Genomic DNA, 18,609 nt, shown 5'->3' with positions numbered 1-18,609 from the left:
TAACTGATTTGTCTATGAAGAGATAAAGAAAATACAGCTTGGATGAGTACTGGGGGCGATAATAGTTGACGGGTTCCGCCAGTGTCAACGTTTGCCGGTTTATCAAAGGTTTCGAGGTTGTTGCCCTACCGGTGCAGAAGATAAGGCAATTTGGACCCCGGCAGTCACTCCAACTTCCCCCACGCCCCCGATTGGATAAAGCTTGCCCAGTAAAAGGGATGGCGATATCTGGGGTTGCGCAGCATCTGAAGTTGCACGGTGCGCAAGGCTTCGGTTCGGCCCTGACCAGCCAGTAAATTCCGATAATATCCGATCATCAACTCAAGCGTCCCGCGATCCGAGACCGGCCACAGGCTCATCACCTGGCTTTCCGAACCAGCCAGAACCAGTGCTCGCCGTAACCCATAGACACCTTCCCCATTTTTCACATCGCCCACTCCGGTGTCGCAGGCCGAAAGCACCACCAGTTTGGTGCCCCACAGATCAAGCCCGGTCGCCTCCAGCGCCGTTAAAATACCATCTTCGTCGCCACTCTTACGGAGATTGGCCCCGGCTAAACCAAGACCAGAACGCAGCAAGGGATTGGTTACCGACTCATCAGCACTGACCATCAACGGTGTTAGATTGCGCAGGGACCGATCCAGCTCAGTTGTCAATGGAACATCCGGCTTTCCAGGCTCGCCCGGCAGGAAAAAACCGTGGGTGGCAATATGGAGCAATTTCGGACTTTTTGCCTGTTTGAGAGCGGTTTCAGTGGCCGCGCTCCCAGTAACCACGGTCGCCGTTGGAAATATATGCTGCAAGGACTGAGCTTCTTTTTGTGTTCCGGGAAGTGGCAAAAAGAATACTCGAACGTCGTTCAGAACGAGAGTTCTCCCTGATTCGAGGGCTGAGGTATCAGTCTGCGAGCCAAAATCAGGCGAAGCCACCACCAGCGGCGGATGCTGATTTGGAATCCCACCCTGCATCCGAAGTAGATCACGGCCACTGGTCAGATAGGTTGTGGTATAGGTTTTAACCAGAAAGCGCCCTTTCTGGTCCACCAACGCGCCGAAGGGAACCAGGTTTAAGGCGCCATCCGGTGAAATCAACAAATGGCGTTTGTTTCCCGCCAATCGGCGGATAGGTGCCATCACCAGATCGTCTATTGCCCGGGCGGCGGGCTTCACTTGCCGTTCCAGGTTGGCGGATTTTGTCCGAAGCACCGACCGGAACTGTTGAACCAGTCCTTCGATTTTCTCGGCCTCGCCCAAATCAGCCCAGGCCAGTTTCCCGGTATGGTCCAGCACATACGCCGCATAGCGAGGCTTGCCGAAGCCGGCTGTTTTGGCATCAAAGGGACGATACTCGACATATTCCACCAGCACCGAATCAGCCGGGATGGCCTTTGTGACGGCTTCAAGCGTCACAACTTGAGTTTGAACCCGATATTCAGCACTTCTGGCACTGAGCGCGGCTTCGAGTTGCTCGACTTTGGCTTCGAGGGATTGAAGTGTCGTGCGATATGTTGCCGCGCCTTCTTTCCCAGGCCCTCGCAACGTCAGTTGCGAGAGTGCGGTTTTTTCAGCCGCCAGATTGTCAATAAGTTTCTGGTCTTCGGGCCCAGCCTGTCGGCGAAGACGCTCCATGACATCCGTCATCGCATCTAGCGCCCGCCCCTTACGAACGAGAAGAACCTGGAACGCCATTCGGGCGGCCAGTGCGTTGTCAAACTGGTGCTGAAGATGAAGTGAGAGTGATATGTCTTTCTCTTTGGAGCTAAGTTCAAGATAGGTGAGTTTCTGGCGCTCAGAACCAGTGACCAGATTGCGGGCCAGATCACGCTCTCTGGTTTCATTTGCTCGAACCTGAGCTTCAATCGCTTTGGGAAAATTACCGGTTACTTGATAGAGCCGAGACAATTGGGTCAAAGTGTTCCCCAGAAGCGGATAGGCATCATCACAGGTTTTTTCCCAAATCATCAGCGCTTGTTGAAAATACTGCTCGGCAGCCAAATAGTCGGCATTTTGCTGACTCACCTTGCCCGCATTCGCCAGTATTTTGGCCGAAAGGACTGATTCCTGGCCGACTGAGTGGTTGGTAATTTTTAATGCACGTTGTAAAAGGGCCTCAGCCTGAGTCAGTTGGCCTGTTTCCTGATACACGTTTGCCAGATTGGCAAGTGGTCGAGCCACCAGTTGATGGTCAGGTCCCAGGACCTTTTCATACATGGCCTGAGCGCGTTGAAAATATTGTTCAGCCCGAGTGAATTCTTTTTTACCAAAATAGGCTAAGCCAATATTATTCAATGAGTTCGCTATTTCGCGATGCTCAGTGCCGAGCTTCTTTTCATAAATTGTCAGTGCCCGCTCCAGAAGCTGGATCGCTTTGTCATAATCGCCTTTTTCCCGATACAAATACCCCAGGTTGTTGAGTGTCACGGCCACTTCAGGATGATCTGGACCCAATGCTTTTTCCCGAATATTGAGAGCCCGCTGTAGCAAAAGCTCAGATTTTCCCAGGTTGCCCAGGTCTTGATACACGCTCGCCAAATTGAGCAACACATAAGCCACATTGCGGTGTTGGGGGCCAATGGATTTTTCTAAACCGATTAACGCTTGCTGCAAAATGGCTTCGGCTTTACCGTACTCCCCCTTTTCCCGATACAGCCAGCCCAGGTTGTTGCGGGCCTGATCAATTATTGGGTGACCTGGAGGAAAAAGCTTTTCTCGCATCACCAGTGATTTTAAAAAGAAAGTTTCGGCCTTCGTATATTCGCCTTTGGCCTGGTACAAAAGCCCTAAATTGTTCATCGTCACCGAGACTTCCCGATGTTCCGGGCCAAGGGTTTTTTCATAAATCGCCAGCGCCTGTTGAAAGAGGGATTCAGCCTGGGCCAAATTTTCAAGACTCTGATAGGCCACTGCCAGATCGTTGAACATCACCGCAACATTTGGATGCTCTGGTCCTAAAGCTTTGCGGTAGGCAGCAACCCGCCGTTCTTCGGTTGAAATCCAGCGGGCATTTTCACCTGCTGCCTGGTAGAGACGCGACAACCGGTCGAGCCCGGTAAGTACCTGTACATGTTCAATTGGCAGAAATTTTTCACGAATCGCCTGGGCTTTTTCGACGAGTGGAAGCGCCCGATCAAGCTGGTTTGCTTTCAGGAATTCAGCCGCCTCCAGATCAAGTTGAATGGTGCTGCCAAGCTCACGATCTGCCTCAGTTGCCTGACGCACGGTTCGGAGTTCAATTTCATACTGGCCGGAAGGTGCATTTTTTTCGAGGGACCTCACTTCCACCCGATACTCGCCTGCGATAGACGAAACCCAAAACAACGATTCCGGGCCGTCCGAACCATTTGGGCTGTCAATTTCCTGAAGTTTTGCCCCATCCGGGCCACAAATGCGCAGCACCACATCCGCGCCTTTTTGCATCACCTGCAGGTCCACAAATTGATCCACTTTTAGCTTCAGCGTGTAACTATGTGTTTCCCCACCCTTTAAGTCACGCAAGACATGCCCCCCTGGTACCAGTTCGGTCATGGGTTGTACCTGAACCAAACCAGGATAAATTCGTGAAAACAGATCAGATACTCCCGCTAAATATGGAGCATTGACGGCAAGGCACACAGTCATGCACAGAGAAAAGAGAGAAATGGGCTTCATATACAGTCGTTTTTGAGCTGGAAATTGAAGAAATGAAACGTGATTTGGGATGGAGAGAGTATCTTCGCTGAATCTGGGGTCTGAAACAAGGAACCACCACGCTTGTGCTTGAAAATAATAAACAAAGCCTTCTTGACACTTTCCCCCAACTGAATAGACTCAGCGCTTCCACAACATTCATTACAGTATCCTGTAGTGTCCTCACGTCATTATTCCTTTGAAACATCGAAATTTAGGAGGCATCACATGGCTTCATTTAACGGGGTCGAAGTCCCTACGGACGGACAGAAAATTACCATTGAGAATGGGAAATTGAATGTTCCCAACCATCCGATTATTCCTTTTATCGAAGGCGACGGCACGGGTCGCGACATCTGGAAGGCATCACAACTGGTGTTTGACGGCGCGGTTGAAAAAGCCTACGGCGGCCAGCGGTCAGTCAAATGGTTTGAAATCTTCGCTGGCGAAAAAGCCTATGAAAAGTTTGGCAACTGGTTTCCAGAAGACAGCCTCAATGCCATTCGCGAGTTTGTCGTGGCGATCAAAGGACCATTGACCACGCCGGTCGGCGGAGGCTTTCGCTCGCTCAACGTCGCGCTCCGCAAGGATCTGGACCTCTATGCCTGTGTGCGTCCGGTTCGTTATTTCAGCGGTGTGCCGTCACCGGTCAAAAATCCTGACAAACTCGACATTGTGCTCTTTCGTGAAAACACCGAAGACGTCTATGCCGGGATTGAATTTAAAGCTGGCACCGATGAAGCCAATCAGTTGATTGAGTTTTTGGGCGATAAACTCGGCAAAAAAATCCGACCGGAAAGCGGACTTGGCATCAAGCCCATGTCGGCCTTTGGCAGCAAACGGCTGATTCGCCGGGCGATTCAATACGCGATTGATCACAATCGCCCCAGTGTGACGCTGGTCCACAAAGGCAACATCATGAAGTTTACGGAAGGCGCGTTCCGGGATTGGGGCTATGAACTGGCTCGTGAAGAGTTTGCCGATGTCACCGTGAGCGAACAGGAACTCTGGGACAAATATGACGGCGAGATGCCCGAAGGCAAAATCCTGATCAAAGACCGGATTGCCGATTCAATGTTCCAGCAAATCTTGATTCGTCCTGATGAATATGACGTGCTGGCGACGCCAAACCTCAACGGTGACTACCTGTCAGACGCCGCCGCGGCCCAGGTTGGCGGACTTGGGATTGCTCCCGGTGGCAACATCGGCGATTTTGGCGCTGTGTTTGAAGCCACGCACGGAACAGCTCCGAAATATGCCGACAAAGATGTCATCAACCCCGGATCAGTGATTCTCTCAGGCGTGATGATGTTTGAGCATATGGGCTGGAACGAAGCCGCCAATCTCATCATGAGCGGCTTTGAAAAAACCATCGCTCAAAAACGCGTGACCTATGACTTTGAACGCCAGATGGAAGGCGCCACCAAGGTCAAAACCAGCGAGTTTGCCGCCGCGATTGTGGAAAACATGTAATTTTTTGGAGTGCCGCAGCTTGACGCGGCTTTGAAATCCCGCGGCTTGACACTGAACGAGTGTCAAGCCGTTTTTTATGAAAGCGACGTCAAGCTGCCGGAGGATACCCGGACCACGGTGCCGGTCATAAGCGCCAGGATAAGGAAATATGAGCCTGTTTGAGATAAGGAGATGGGGAGACAAGGAGATCCTCCTCCCGGCGTTGGGAGCGGGAGAATGTTTTTCTCCTTGTCCCTTTGTCCTCTTGTCCCCTTGTCCAGATCGGGCTCTGTTCCCTTATCCCTTAGCCCGATACCCTTCAGCCCTAAATGGTATTACTTCCCGCGGTTTTTCTGATTGTTTATGACCCCTCATGATGGATTGCAGCGATCAGGCACAGCCATTGACCGGTTTTTAAACTGGCTTGGGATTCACACCCGCTCGTTTCGAGCATTGCTGACTGTGTTTGTCGTCATGGACCTGCGCAGTCAGTTTTTTGGTCGTGCCACGGCCTCAAAACCAACGGAAGCAATCTCTCCGCTCTTTTGGATCGTCGGTCAATACCTGATCCTGGGCGGGCTAGTGGCGACTGTCCTGTTTACTCGCGTTGATGCCTGGTTTTTCACCTTTGTCTGTCTTTCAACTTCAATGGCCATGATTGGGACGGCCATCATTGTTGAATTCAATGAAGTGGTTTTTGATCCGGGCGATATCAATACCCTTGGGCATCATCCTGTCTTTGGTCGGACGTATTCGGCGGCACGTTTGACCAATTTGCTTGGCTACGTGCTGATGATGACTGCCGCTTTGAACCTCTTTCCAGCTATCATTGGGCTTGGATTGCGCGATACCACCTGGGTATTTCCGCTGGTTTATCTCACGGTTGCCACCATAGCCAATCTGATCACGGTCGCCAGTATCATTTTGGTGTATGCCCTCTGGTTTCAGACACATCCAGGCGATAAAGCCCGCGAGTTGCTGGCCTGGACTCAAATTATTTTGATTATGGTCGCCTTTTATGGCGGACAGGCTATTTTCCGAGATACTCAGGGGCGGATTGAAATGGTGGCCTATACCCCGCCGCCGTGGCTCGTCTACCTGCCATCAAGCTGGCTGGCGTCCGCCGTTGATAGTTTCCGAGATGGCCTGATGCAGGCGCAGTGGTGGATTTTCGGAATTGCCTTCGTGGTGATGATTGGCTTATGGGCCCTGGTCCTGCGTCAACTTTCACAGTCGTTTCAACATTTAAGTCCAGGGAATGCCGCCTGGCAGCGCATCGAACTTCCCCCACTCGCAATTCCAGGTCGTCTGGGTGGACAGATAACCGATTGGCTGACCAGATCACGTCCCGAACGTGCCGTGTACTGGCTGTGCGGCACGATGCTGCGCCGGGATCAGGATCTTCGCATGCGAATCTGGCCGACAATGGGAATGGCCGTTGCGCTTTTTGGTTTAGGCTTTCTGACAAACCGACTGGACTGTCCCTTTTGGATGCCGTCACGCGAGGCGGCAATCCCGGTGATGAGCCTGTACCTGCTCGTGATGCCGATTCCGACCATCTTCACCAATTTGAACTACAGTCAAGCCTATGAAGCCGCCTGGATAGTACAGACAGCCCCGCTCCAGAACCCACTTGCGGTGGCCCAGGGGATGCGCAAAGCGGTGATGACGCAGATTCTGCTCCCAGTCCTGTTGGGAATGATCCTGGTGCTTGGAATCCAGTGGCAGCAGCCACTCTATGCCCTGCTCCATGGCATCACCGGGTGGCTGGTTGTGGATGCTGGCTGTTCAGCGGCGCTGCTTGGAGTGACGCGCCGATTGCCTTTTTCAATGCCGCTGGCCAGAGGAGGAATTCTCGGTCGAAATGTTGGAACAACCGCAGCCATCAATACGGCAGCTTTATTTTTTGGCGTTGCCCACGTGGCAGCGCTTCGATCAGCACCCATTTTTGCCGGATACCTGGCCCTGCTGGTCCTGGTGGTCATCGGTCTTCAGTGGCAGGTAAAACGGGTTTTTGCAGGACGGTTTGGACATGCAACCGCTTCATAAACGGCTCTCACCGGATGATCTTCGATCACTAACGGGACAACTCCTTCTGATTGGCGGCCTTTTTGCTGGCAGTGTGGTCCTGGCGGCTGGAATTGCCACGCAACGCACGTTCTTTGAAAAATACCGGTCTGAAACCTATCAGGCACTCCCGGCAAATTTGAAACCACTGGTTGATTCAGCCGTGGACGGAGATTTCTCAGTCTCTGAAATAACCCAGTTTCAACACTTACCCCAGCCTGACCGGCTTCGACTCTATGACGATTGGATGCTTGCCGCCAATCCATCTGACCTTGCCCCGCGCCTCCTGACCAGACTGGATGCACCACTGTATCTGACGCGTGCCGAACGAACGCTGGTCTGCGGAAACCCTGACCAGCAACGGCGAGCGGTCTTCTTTCTGGAGCAGTCAAACCATTCAGAAGCCATTCCGATCCTTCAAAAAGCACTGAACTGGGCTGAGCAACGCCACGACACCGCCCTGGTTGAGCAAATTCAGCAGGCATTACAGCCAGAAAATACAATTGGGCGCGCTCCAATCAGGTAAGTAAAAATTCTTTTGTCATTTCCTTTGTTTTGACCTTGCCGGCCTTTGAGCAAATGTGTATTGTTGGGAAGTTACATCGCAACAAGTAGTTCATTCAGTGTCAGTTACAATCAAACAACATTCAATCTTGCAGGTTATAAACAGCCATTTTTTGGTTTTCCGACGACCAGTCGTTGGAAGCGCCCAGGTAATGATCAGTCGTTCTCCTGAACGTGCCAACCTGCAGGGAGACTTCACACCAGTTTTTTGAATGAATCGTTGAGAAAGCGAGGAAACTGTATGAGTGACGATGATGATGATAGCGGGTGGGGTGGGATTGTCTGGTTTATCCTCATCTTTGTAGTCGGAAATGCCATCCTTTATTTCACCACGGGATGGTACATTATTCCAATTCCAAGACGTTAACCATTGATACCAGTTAAGAGCTGAAGCCGTTTTTGGTTCTCAGCCCAGAACTGGGCGCCGGCTCGTAGCCCAGGGCGAGTCTTCGAGCCCTGGGAACCTGGTCATCCCCTACCTTTTCCCCGCCCGTCCAGCCGCCGTAGGCGGCGGCTGGCTGGACGGGGGGTGAGGAACGAACTTTTTCCCAGGATTGCACCCTGGGCGACGAACCTGCCACCCGCTTCGCGGGTTCAAAACTGCTCTTTTTTCAACTCTTTTTTCACATTATTGATTTGCCGTGAAGCTGGCTATCAGCCTCACGCATGACCAGCATTCTCAGTCTCAACTCCACAGAGTGATACCATTTTGGAATGAAGTGATCGTCTTAGAAAACAGTCAAGTAATTCAATCAATTGAAGTTAGTGAATTACTGACTACGATCTACTGACTACAAACTGGTATGAGTACCTTTCCAAACTGGGAATTGCCCATTCCAACCCATGATGCACCGCCATCCATACTGGATCTGGCCATTTCCGATCCCAACCGCGTGGCGAAAAGCGGCTGGCCGTTTCATAGATCTGGCCGAGCCATGCTGTCGCCATCAGCGGTGGATCGGAACCGCGATTCTGATTGGGGTTTTGCCGGTTGTCGGCTCGTACTGGCTGTCGGTCAAAGGTCATCAGTTGATTTCAGCGATATTGTTGACCGTGGTGTGTTTATACAGTATTCGAATCAATGCCTGGCCCCAGGGAATGGCAACCCTGGCGTTAGCCTATCTGTTTCATTCCTTGGTGGTAATTCTGTTTTCCATCCATGATCCCCAGGGAATGGCACTGGTTTTACCCGATGCCGAAGCCTACTGGAAAAAATCCTGGGCCTGGATACAAACCGGGTATGAACCGGAATATCAACTGGCCAACTGGGTGCCGGCTCATTTCCTGCTGCTGGGAGCCGCCATTGTCTTTGGCTATACCTCGTTGGGCAGCATCATTTTTTTCCAGGGGTTTTACGAAGTTGATTTGATGAATTATTACAACGCGCAACTCATCGGTGTCAGCACCAACCGCTGGCTGGCGCTGGTTCTGGGCTGGCATCTCTGGTCCATTTTGCGCGGGTGTGGTTATTTATTTATTACCTATGAAGTTACAGCCTGGTCCTTCAGGCAGTTGACGGAAGCAACTCATCCGCCAGATACTTCTCGACGACTTCGAATCGCTGCTGGCATTGGCTGCCTGATCGCTGATGGCCTTGTCAAAGCGACCCTTATGGAATGTGTTCGAACGCACATGTTCCTGAACTTAAAACCTTAACTTGAAGCACTTGCGTGGGGTTTTCCATGAAAACAAAGGAAGTTGTCAACACCGCCGGCTTTTTTGCAGGTGTCATCCTGGGCGCGGGCACCGCTCGATTTCTTGGATTTGGACAGATTGTACAATTTCTGGTTGGTATTGTGTTGGGGATTGGGTTTGGCTGGCTGGCGGAGGTCCTGTATCAATCGGTAAAGCGTCGCTGACGTTGCTTCCCAAACACTGTTTATGCCAGTATTGAAGAATGACCCGCAAAACAGCTATCCAGTTGAATTACTGATAGTTAGCTATTTTTTTCCTCTGAATCCTCATTCTGTATGGAACACTGGTTTCGCCGCATTCTTGAAAGCCTGGGAGGTAAATTGGATTCCGCCGGAAGCGGTCAAGACACAAACTTGCGCGAACTCTATCTCAAGCTGAGCCCACGGTTGCAACGACTTTTGGAGCAAAGCCTCGAACGCGACGGAACGCGCTATATCGCACCGCACGTCATTACCGTCGCCCTGCCCTACAAACTCTTTTGCGAACTTTCCGACACCCACCGCGACCAACTGACACAACAACTCAAAGAATCCATCGAACAATTTATTCGTGACCGGCGCTACAGCCTGCGCGCCGGAGTGCTGGTTCAGGTCATCAGTGATGTTTTCCACGACTCGCCAACCCTGCGGGTCGGGTTTGAAGCACCGGTCTCGGTCGCCACGACGTCCACCGTGCGGCCAATTTACCTCCAGGTGATCCGCACTTCGGATGGTCAGGAACTTTTCAGCCAGCTTCTCCCGTCAGATATCGCCATCAAAATCGGTCGTACCCGTGACAACATGCTGGTCATTGAAGATCCAAGTGTTTCAAAGTTTCACGCCGTGTTGCGCTTTTCTCCACCAGATCATTTGATTTTGCAGGATTTAGGCAGTACAAATGGAACTTTTCTCTCCGGTTCGCCAACGGCGCTTGAAGGCAGCACCCCAATTGCTTCTGGCCAGATCGTTCAGTTTGGCGACATCGAAGTCAAAATCACCCTCGAATAAGCCATTTTGCCGGGGGCATTTTCTGAAAAGGAACATTTGAACCGAACCGAATGAAGCGAACTCGTGCTCAAAAACTGCTCAATGAAATTCGAGGTCGTCGGGTCCTGGTCCTGGGCGACATTATGCTGGATGAATTCACCTGGGGACGTGCCCGCCGAATCGCCCCCGAAGCCCCCGTTCCCGTGGTTGAGGTCGAACGCGAGACCCGCCACCTTGGCGGAGCGGCCAACGTCGGGGCCAATATCTTGAACCTGGGCGGCATCCCGCTGGTGGTCGGAGTCACTGGAACCGACACCTCACGTGAAATCCTGAAAGCTGAATTTGAAAAGCTTGGACTTGAAGCCTGCGGACTGGTGGCCGATGCGTCGCGTCCGACCACGGTCAAAACCCGTGTGATTGCCCATTCGCAACAGGTGGTGCGGGTGGACCGTGAAAACCGGTCACCAGTCAATGCCCAGATCGAACAGGATTTGATCGAAACCGCGCTTGAATTTCTCGACGAAGTTGATGCCGTGGTCATTTCCGACTATGACAAGGGAGTCCTGACGCCGGGACTTTTACAGGCCGTGTTGCCCCAGGCCCGGCGCCAGGACCTTCCGGTTTGTTTGGATCCGAAGCTGAGGAACTTTCCCTTTTACAAACCCGTGACGGTGATTACCCCAAACCATCACGAAGCCGAAGCGATTACCCGCCGCACAATTGAGTCCGAAGCAACCCTGATCGAGATCGGGCACGAAGTCCGCCGGATGCTCGACTTCCCCAACGTCCTGATCACGCGTGGCGAAGAAGGCATGTCGTTATTTGCGGCTTCGGGCGACCTGACGCACATTCCAACCGTTGCCCGCGAAGTCTATGACGTCACCGGTGCCGGAGACACTGTTGTGGCCACCCTGGCCCTGGCGCTGGCCGCCGGAGCGTCCATGCTCGAAGCGGCGATTTTGTCAAATCACGCCGCCGGCGTCGTCGTCGGCAAAGTCGGCACCGCCACCGCACGACCACAGGAAGTGTTGGCAAGTTTTAGTTAGCCATCAAAACAGTTCCGTCGGTAAATTGTTCCGTGATGGGTTCGATGAGTAGGAGAGTCAACATTTTCTACCTGCGAAGCAGGTTAAAGAGAGTAGCCCCCGGTGCAACCGGGGGAATCGCACGCTGTCACATCCCAACCTGTGAAGCAGGTGACAGAAAGAAACAAACGCCACCCAATCACGCACCTTCAATAATACAATTCCCGGTTACCAACAATTCCCCTGATCACTGTCTGTCACCTGCTGCGCAGGTTGGGGTGAGGGTCAACCAATCCCCCGGTTGCACCGGGGGCTACTGTCTATCACCTGCTTCGCAGGTTAGAATGGCGGCCAACCGATCCCTTGAGGACGACGTCCTGCCATCGGCTGTGCAAACTACGGATAATGGCTGGCTCATCCCGAATGCAGCCAGAGGAATCCGATAATCCTGGTGAACCGCACACCATCAAATTTCAACCTGCGAAGCAGCCGACAGAAAGGCGCGAACGCAACCGATGTCCCATGCCTTCACCAATTCATTGATGCATATCGTTTTTTCGACCAAACGCCGTCAGCGATGTATTGATGAAAGTTGGCGTTCACAGCTTCATCAATACCTGGGCGGCACAGTCCGAGGCATGGACAGTGTCGCCCTTGAGGTGGGAGGTGTGGCAGATCACGTCCATTTGTTGGTGAGCTTGCACCCAAAGTATTCTCTATCTGATTTTCTTCGCAGTTTGAAATCAAGCACTTCTAAATGGGTCAATGAATCCGGTTTCATTCATTCGCGGTTTGAATGGCAGCGTGGATATGGCGCCTTTTCAGTCAGCCAATCACAAATGGAAAAAGTTCGTCAATACATCCAAAATCAAGAATCTCATCACCATCGAATGACATTTGAAGAGGAATTTGTGGCGTTTCTAAAAGCCCATGGAATTCCCTATGATGAGCGGTACATATTTGATTGATACCCCTTCTTTGCCGCAAGCTTCGAGACTAACCCGAACCGCCAACCAGCCCTCCATAGGCTATTGTTTACTACCTGCTTCGAAGGTTAAAACTGAAACCTCGCTGTAATCCTAGAGTTACGATCCATTTGGGAAGAAAAAATGTGGAAAATCGTTCAATCGGAAGAAACTTACCAAACAATTATTTTTACCGGAGAACAAAAACTTGATCCAGATGACGATAATGTGGACGTAGAAGTCCAATTCCAAAATGGGACACGGTATGTTGCCACCTTCTTTACCCTAAAAAACTTACAATCACTCTTTGACAAAAATAAAAGGACTGGAGAATGTGCGGCTGGTCTCTATTTTTGCACACCAGATATGATTGTTGTGGAAAAGCTGACTCCTGAAGTAATTCGCGAGACGATTTGCAATTTAACCCAAGAAGGTGTCTTTACCTCTGCTTTTCTACAAGTTGAATAACCATTAAAAGAGGTCAAGAACCTACTCTAAAACTCGGGGTTTCACTTATCCAAGAAAAATCTCTTCCCGGTGCTGTTTGAGAAAGTTCGGTTCAGGTTGGAATTTCTCAGGCAGTCGAATCGGAACACCTTCAAATGCAACAAAATTCAGCTCTAACGCTTTGTTGGGAAGTGCGTCTTTGAGGTACTGACTCAAAACCACTCGATGGTCTTCATCAAGTGTGATCAATCCGCGATCAAAAGCACCATCGTGAAGTCGAGACAAACACAGACCATTGTGGGGGTTGGTCCGAAAATCAGGAAATCGGTTCCAAGGTAAAATGTGGCTGGCAATCAGAAGCTCCGGTAACGAAATTCCGGAGATACAGCAGCGCGTACCATACGACCCCAATACCGTCCGGCGAAAGAAGTTTTGAGCCAGTCGAACTTTCACAGATTGGACTTTTTCAGTTGGGCCGGAATACGGCAAGCTTGGCGCTTGAATTTCAGTTTGACTCAATCTTGATTGACGTTGCGGCGTTGTTTCGGCTACTTCAATTTCCCCAAGAGTTTGTAGGCGCAAAGATTCGCTTTCGGTGGCTAGTTTTTCCCAGTCGGAATGAAATTCTGTCCAGATTTCACGGTCGGCTTGACTTGTACCTTGAAGCCCCTTAATGCCACGTGCCTGATGAAATGGATCTAATGAAGCAAAATTGACCAACTTCATAGCGATACTGGCAGGTGATCTCCCAAGTGCCTGCGCGAACGTGATGATTTTGGGGTTACGCGCGTGCATTGTTCCATATGGGATTTCACAATACAGATTCATTGCCAACAGCAATTCATCACGGGACCATCGTTTTCCCTTCTTCTTGCCAACCGCCATATTTTTTCAGAATGTTCAGACTTTAATGTTGTAGGTCTTGATCTTGCTGTTGAGCGTAGTGGCGTTGAGGCCCAACAGCTTGGCAGCGCGGCTCTGGTGGCCGCTTGTCAGGTCCATGGCCTTGCGGATCAGGCTCACTTCAAAACGCGCAACTTCGTCATAAAACGAGATGCCCTGGGAAATATCCACCGGCGGCGACAGCGGCCCAGTCTCGCTGCCGAAGGTGCCTGACTTGCGCTCGGGATGCAAAATCTCATCGCGCAGGTATTCCAGCTCCAGTTCGTTGCTGCGGGAAATCACAACGGCCCGCTCAATCGAACTCGCCAGTTCGCGGACATTGCCCGGCCAGGGGTAGGCTTCGAGCAAGGCCAGGATTTCCGGACGGATTTCTTCAGCCAGGTGGCGGGCATTCTCTTCGTTGTACTTGTGAATGAAATGTTTGGCGAGCGGGAGAATGTCTTCGCGGCGTTCACGCAGCGGCGGCAGGTCAATGCTGATCACGTTGAGTCGGTAAAACAGGTCTTCGCGGAATTTCCCTTCCGCGACGTGCTGGCGCAAATCTACGTTGGTGGCGGCAATGATCCGCACATCTACCCGACGCGGCGACGTATCGCCCAATGGAATGAACTCGCGCTCCTGAATTACCCGCAGCAGTTTGCTTTGGGTCTCGACTGCCAGATTTCCAATTTCGTCCAGAAAAATACTGCCGCCGTCGGCCACTTCAAACAACCCTTTTTTGGCGGTAAAGGCCCCGGTAAACGCACCCCGCAAATGGCCAAACAATTCACTTTCAAGCAGTTCAGTTGGAATGTTGCCCGAGTTGACCGTCACAAACTGGCCGCTTTCAGAACGCGGACTCGAAAAATGCAATGCCCGGGCAATTAACTCTTTTCCAGTTCCGGATTCGCCCTGAATCAAAACCGTCGTCCGCGCCGGGGCAATCTGCTCAACCAGTTCCAGAATTTCGAGCATCCGTGGACTGCGGGCGATGATCTCGTTTTTCTGGCTCACCTGACGGAGCGTTTTCTTGAGTTCGCGGTGCTCTTCGTCCTTGCGCCGCCGCCGAAGCCCGCCTTCGACCACTCGCAGGATCTGGTTGTTTTCAAAAGGTTTGCGGATGCAGTTATAGGCGCCGACCTGCCACGCGGTCACAGCGGTGTCAAAGGTGGCATAGGCGGTAATCATAATCACCACGGCTTCCGGGTCGTGCTTGAGGAGCGCTTCCAGGGTGTTTAAGCCTCCCATTCCCGGCATTGAGACATCGAGCAAAACCAGGTCAAACGGCTGCTGTTGATACAGTTCCAGCCCTTCTTCACCGGTTTTTGCCAGTCCGACGCGATACCCGGCGCTTGAGAGCAAGGTCTCAAGCACGTCTCGCATGATTTCTTCATCGTCAACAACAAGAATTGAACCTTTTTTGGCCATGTGAATTTGGGGAAATGAGAGTTGGTGACTGGTATTGTGCAGGTAATGACCACCAGTTGATTGGAGTTTTGATTGTCTCTCCGAATTACTCTGAGCACCCCGAAGGGTTGCCGTTCGGATAGCCGGTGTGTTGCGAGGTTTTGGGAGCTACCACCGGAAAAATGTTATTCCAACCTCTCCCCGCTCCACCCACGCCCCGCAGGGGCGCGGGTGGAGCGGGGAGAAAAGAAGAGGCTGTCGTGTCCGGTGGTAGGCCCAAAGCGGCCAACCGACCGGCTATCCGAACGGCAGCGCTTCGCGATGCAAAACCAAAAACCGGCACGTGAAAAACACCTTCAAGCGGCTGAATTCGCTCGATCCAGCACTTTCTGATAATAGGCTTCATAGTGCGGAATAATACTCGCTGCGCTGTATCGTTCGATAGCTACTTGTCGCCCAAGCGCGCCCATTTTTTTGCCTAATGACTCGCTCGTCAATATTTTTTGAACATATTTTGCCATGGCTTCAATATCGCCGACGTCAGCCAGGTACCCGGTTTCGCCATCAATGACGACTTCAGGCAGGCCGCCGACGTGACTGGCAACGACCGGAACTTCACAGGCCATGGCTTCAAGTGCGGAAAGTCCAAAGGATTCGGTTTCGCTCGGCAACAGCAAGACATCGGCCAGCGACAGGTAGGCCGGAATATTGGGCTGTTTACCGGCAAACACCACGTCTTTGTGAACCCCAAGCTGACGCGCCAGCCACTCGGCCTGTGATTTCTCTGGGCCATCACCCACCATCAACAATTTGGCTTTTAACTTGCCGTTGAGCCGGGCAAAGATGCGGATACAATCAGTTACCCGCTTGACCGCACGAAAATTCGAAATGTGCATCAGGATCTTTTCGCCTTTGGGAGCACATTTCTCAAGCAGACAATCCTGTGGTTTGCGCTGATAAATTTGGGGTGAAATAAAGTTTGGGATCACTTCGATCACATCCTGGGGCACGTCAAATACTTCGCAGGTCGCCGTTTTCAGGTACTGGGAAACCGCCGTTACGCCATCGCTTTTCAGAATCCCAAACCGCGTAATCGGAAGATATGAACGATCAGCCCCAACCAGTGTGATATCAGTACCATGCAGGGTGGTCACAAACGGAATATGTTTGAAATCAACCAGCATTTCACGCGCCAGAAAGGCCGCCACCGAGTGTGGAATGGCATAGTGGACGTGCAACAAATCCAGTTTTTGTTCGCGAATGACCTCAGCCATTTTGACCGCCAGCGCCAGGGTATAGGGAGGATGATCAAAGAGCGGATAATTGGCAATTTCGACTTCGTGAAAATGCACATTGTCGTTGAGTTCAGTAATTCGGGTGGGCAAAGCCGAAGAAATAAAATGCACCTGATGGCCACGCCGGGCCAGTTCCATGCCTAATTCCGATCCGACAATACCGCTCCCGCCATATGTTGCATAACAGGTAATTCCAATGTTCACCGTACACCCCCAACTGGTTGGTTTCTCTATGCTCAGGGCCTGGTTAATGACTCTGTATTTCTGGGATGTGACATTCCTGGTTGGTTAAACGCATCAGGAACCAATCACCAGAGACTCGAAAATGATTCGAGTGTATTTCACGCCTGCCTGACAGCGTGTAAAACGTTGTAAAACTTCGGGAAAGAAACTTCAACGCATTCAGCCCCTTGTATATGGGTGTTTCCATCGGCAACCAGGGCGGCAATGGCAAACGCCATGGCAATGCGGTGGTCTCCGGCGGTATCAATGACTGTTCCGCGGAAGGGCTGATTGCCCGGCGCGCTTAATCCGTCCTCAAACTCGGTGACTTCAGCTCCCAGCCGCCGAAGATTTTCAACCACCAGCCGGATGCGGTCGCTTTCTTTGACCCGGAGTTCTCTGGCGTCGCGAATTTCAACCCCGCCTAAACATGCCCCGAGCACAGCCAGAATCGGCAATTCATCAATGATGTTGGGGATGATGTCTCCCTTGAGCACCAGGGGTGCGGCGGCCACTCGATGATGGTGAGTGACCCGCAAATCAGCCACTGGTTCGCCAATCTCAACTCGTTCGTTTTCAATCTGAATTTCGGCCCCAAGCGACTGGAGTAACTGGAGCATTCCCGTCCGGGTGGGGTTCATGCCGACATTGCGAATGGTCAAATCGGCTTCTTCAACCATTAACGCCGCCGCCAGAAAGAAGGCCGCAGACGAAAAGTCCGATGGCACCGTGCAACTCGTCGCCGGCGCTTTCAACCGCTGGCCGCCCTGGATTCGGATTTCCTTCCCGTCTGTTGTCAGGTTGACCCCAAACGCACGCAGCATGCGCTCGGTGTGGTCACGCGTTGGAACTGGTTCAATCACCGAGGTTTCACCGTCGGCATACAGCCCGGCCAGCAAGATACACGACTTCACCTGGGCACTGGCCATTGGCAAGGCGTATTGAATTGGATGCAATGCGCCGCCATGAATTGTCAATGGGGCAAACTGGTCATTGGTCGCCTCGATCCGGGCGCCCATTGTGGTCAGCGGTGTCATAATGCGCCGCATTGGACGCTGAGACAGGGACTCATCACCCATGATGGTACTGACAAACGGCTGTCCGGCCAGGATTCCTGACAGGAGTCGGATGGTCGTCCCCGAATTGCCGGCATCAAGCACCCGACTCGGAGGTTGCAACCCGGTCCGCCCCCTGCCCTCAATCGCAATCGAGTTCGTCTCCAAATCCGTCACCTCGACCGTGACCCCAAGTGCCCGCATACAATTGAGCGTGCTCTGGCAATCAGCGCTGGTGGCAAAATTGATGATGTGGGTGGTTCCATCGGCCAGGGACGCCAGCATCCCAAGCCGATGAGAAATGGATTTGTCTCCCGGCAACGTGAGAGTGCCGGCAAGACTTAAAGTTTTTGAGAGCGAAACAGTTGATGACATATTTGATTGAGGGTTCTGGCGGTGAAAACCAGGGTTCGGGGTTCAGGGTTCAGGGTCATTAAGTACCAGGATAAAGATTTCAGGCCCGAAGGGTCGTCGTGTAATAGCCGTGGTGCGAAGCCCACGGTTAGGACCAGGACGAGACCCAGGCCCTGGTTTTCAAATCCTGAGGTTCATCCAGTCCTTCCTGTAATGTTATAGTGAGGCTTTCCAGTGGCTCTGCGCGGGTCGCTTCCTGACAATTGATTCCTGGCACTTCTTCGATCCAACCAATCCACCAGTCACCATCTTGTTTGATCACTGCCGTGTAAACATTCTTCATACCAGGCCCCTTGCTTTTTGCGGGAAAAAACAATGGGGCGAAGCGTGTTCGCCCCAAAAAATCAGTTGGGTGCGGCTATTTTGAGTTGGAACGCAAAATGTTACAAATAAACAGGATAAGGTAATAAGAAAATGACAGGAAGGCATTCTCCAGGCAAGATGAAAAGGTTAAAAAAACAAGGACCTTGAAAGGAGAAGCCGAAATGA

The 18,609-nt window shown here is 51.9% G+C and carries 15 protein-coding genes; 9 read left to right on the top strand and 6 right to left on the bottom strand.

All coding sequences use genetic code 11. The features are described 5' to 3' along the window. Positions 1-164: 164 nt before the first annotated feature. Positions 165-3,524 (bottom strand): CHAT domain-containing protein, encoded by a 3,360-nt coding sequence (locus HY774_04065; protein MBI4747636.1) that lies wholly within the window; start codon positions 3,522-3,524, stop codon positions 165-167. Between the two features lie 369 nt (positions 3,525-3,893). Here HY774_04065 and icd point away from each other — a divergent pair, with 369 nt between their 5' ends. The 9 genes from icd (at position 3,894) to HY774_04020 (ending at position 12,866) form a co-directional block, all read left to right on the top strand. Next, complete coding sequence (gene icd / locus HY774_04060) at positions 3,894-5,138, top strand: isocitrate dehydrogenase (NADP(+)) (protein MBI4747635.1); 1,245 nt, start codon at positions 3,894-3,896, stop codon at positions 5,136-5,138. A 342-nt stretch (positions 5,139-5,480) separates the two neighbouring features. Then, complete coding sequence (locus HY774_04055; protein ID MBI4747634.1) at positions 5,481-7,166, top strand: hypothetical protein; 1,686 nt, start codon at positions 5,481-5,483, stop codon at positions 7,164-7,166. Beyond that, positions 7,150-7,710 (top strand): hypothetical protein, encoded by a 561-nt coding sequence (locus HY774_04050; protein MBI4747633.1) that lies wholly within the window; start codon positions 7,150-7,152, stop codon positions 7,708-7,710. The genes HY774_04055 and HY774_04050 overlap by 17 nt, the downstream gene beginning before the upstream one ends. An 881-nt stretch (positions 7,711-8,591) precedes the next feature. Then, a complete protein-coding gene (locus HY774_04045; GenBank protein MBI4747632.1) occupies positions 8,592-9,404 on the top strand; it encodes a hypothetical protein in 813 nt (270 codons plus the stop codon). 26 nt (positions 9,405-9,430) lie between these two features. Next, positions 9,431-9,607 (top strand): hypothetical protein, encoded by a 177-nt coding sequence (locus HY774_04040; GenBank protein ID MBI4747631.1) that lies wholly within the window; start codon positions 9,431-9,433, stop codon positions 9,605-9,607. A gap of 111 nt (positions 9,608-9,718) precedes the next feature. Continuing rightward, positions 9,719-10,429, top strand: a complete 711-nt coding sequence (locus HY774_04035; GenBank protein MBI4747630.1) for an FHA domain-containing protein — start codon at positions 9,719-9,721, stop codon at positions 10,427-10,429. A gap of 50 nt (positions 10,430-10,479) precedes the next feature. Continuing rightward, on the top strand, positions 10,480-11,454 hold the full coding sequence (gene rfaE1 / locus HY774_04030) for a D-glycero-beta-D-manno-heptose-7-phosphate kinase (protein MBI4747629.1): 975 nt from the start codon (positions 10,480-10,482) through the stop codon (positions 11,452-11,454). Between the two features lie 494 nt (positions 11,455-11,948). Continuing rightward, positions 11,949-12,401, top strand: coding sequence for an IS200/IS605 family transposase (tnpA, locus tag HY774_04025; protein MBI4747628.1), 453 nt, complete (start codon positions 11,949-11,951; stop codon positions 12,399-12,401). A gap of 141 nt (positions 12,402-12,542) precedes the next feature. Next, the gene (locus HY774_04020; GenBank protein ID MBI4747627.1) at positions 12,543-12,866 is read left to right on the top strand and encodes a hypothetical protein; all 324 of its coding nucleotides are present in this window, start codon (positions 12,543-12,545) and stop codon (positions 12,864-12,866) included. A 45-nt stretch (positions 12,867-12,911) separates the two neighbouring features. On the opposite strand, the gene HY774_04015 is transcribed toward HY774_04020, so the two are convergent. The 5 genes from HY774_04015 to HY774_03995 all read right to left on the bottom strand — a co-directional run bounded on the left by HY774_04015 (position 12,912) and on the right by HY774_03995 (position 18,403). After that, the gene (locus tag HY774_04015) at positions 12,912-13,673 is read right to left on the bottom strand and encodes an HNH endonuclease (protein MBI4747626.1); all 762 of its coding nucleotides are present in this window, start codon (positions 13,671-13,673) and stop codon (positions 12,912-12,914) included. A 72-nt stretch (positions 13,674-13,745) separates the two neighbouring features. Then, positions 13,746-15,155 carry a sigma-54-dependent Fis family transcriptional regulator gene (locus HY774_04010; protein ID MBI4747625.1) on the bottom strand — a complete coding sequence of 470 codons (1,410 nt, stop codon included), beginning with the start codon at positions 15,153-15,155 and terminating at the stop codon, positions 13,746-13,748. Between the two features lie 335 nt (positions 15,156-15,490). Further along, the gene (bshA, locus tag HY774_04005) at positions 15,491-16,633 is read right to left on the bottom strand and encodes an N-acetyl-alpha-D-glucosaminyl L-malate synthase BshA (GenBank protein ID MBI4747624.1); all 1,143 of its coding nucleotides are present in this window, start codon (positions 16,631-16,633) and stop codon (positions 15,491-15,493) included. Positions 16,634-16,770: 137 nt separating this feature from the next. Continuing rightward, entirely contained in the window at positions 16,771-18,081 is a 1,311-nt protein-coding gene (gene aroA / locus HY774_04000; GenBank protein MBI4747623.1) for a 3-phosphoshikimate 1-carboxyvinyltransferase, read from the bottom strand. A 127-nt stretch (positions 18,082-18,208) separates the two neighbouring features. Beyond that, on the bottom strand, positions 18,209-18,403 hold the full coding sequence (locus HY774_03995) for a type II toxin-antitoxin system HicB family antitoxin (GenBank protein MBI4747622.1): 195 nt from the start codon (positions 18,401-18,403) through the stop codon (positions 18,209-18,211). Positions 18,404-18,609 lie beyond the last annotated feature (206 nt).

The organism is Acidobacteriota bacterium, assembly GCA_016208495.1.
Classification (GTDB): Bacteria; Acidobacteriota; Blastocatellia; order Chloracidobacteriales; family Chloracidobacteriaceae; genus JACQXX01.
Note: the sequence above shows the minus strand (reverse complement) of the source record. Positions and strands in the feature narration are given on the sequence as shown.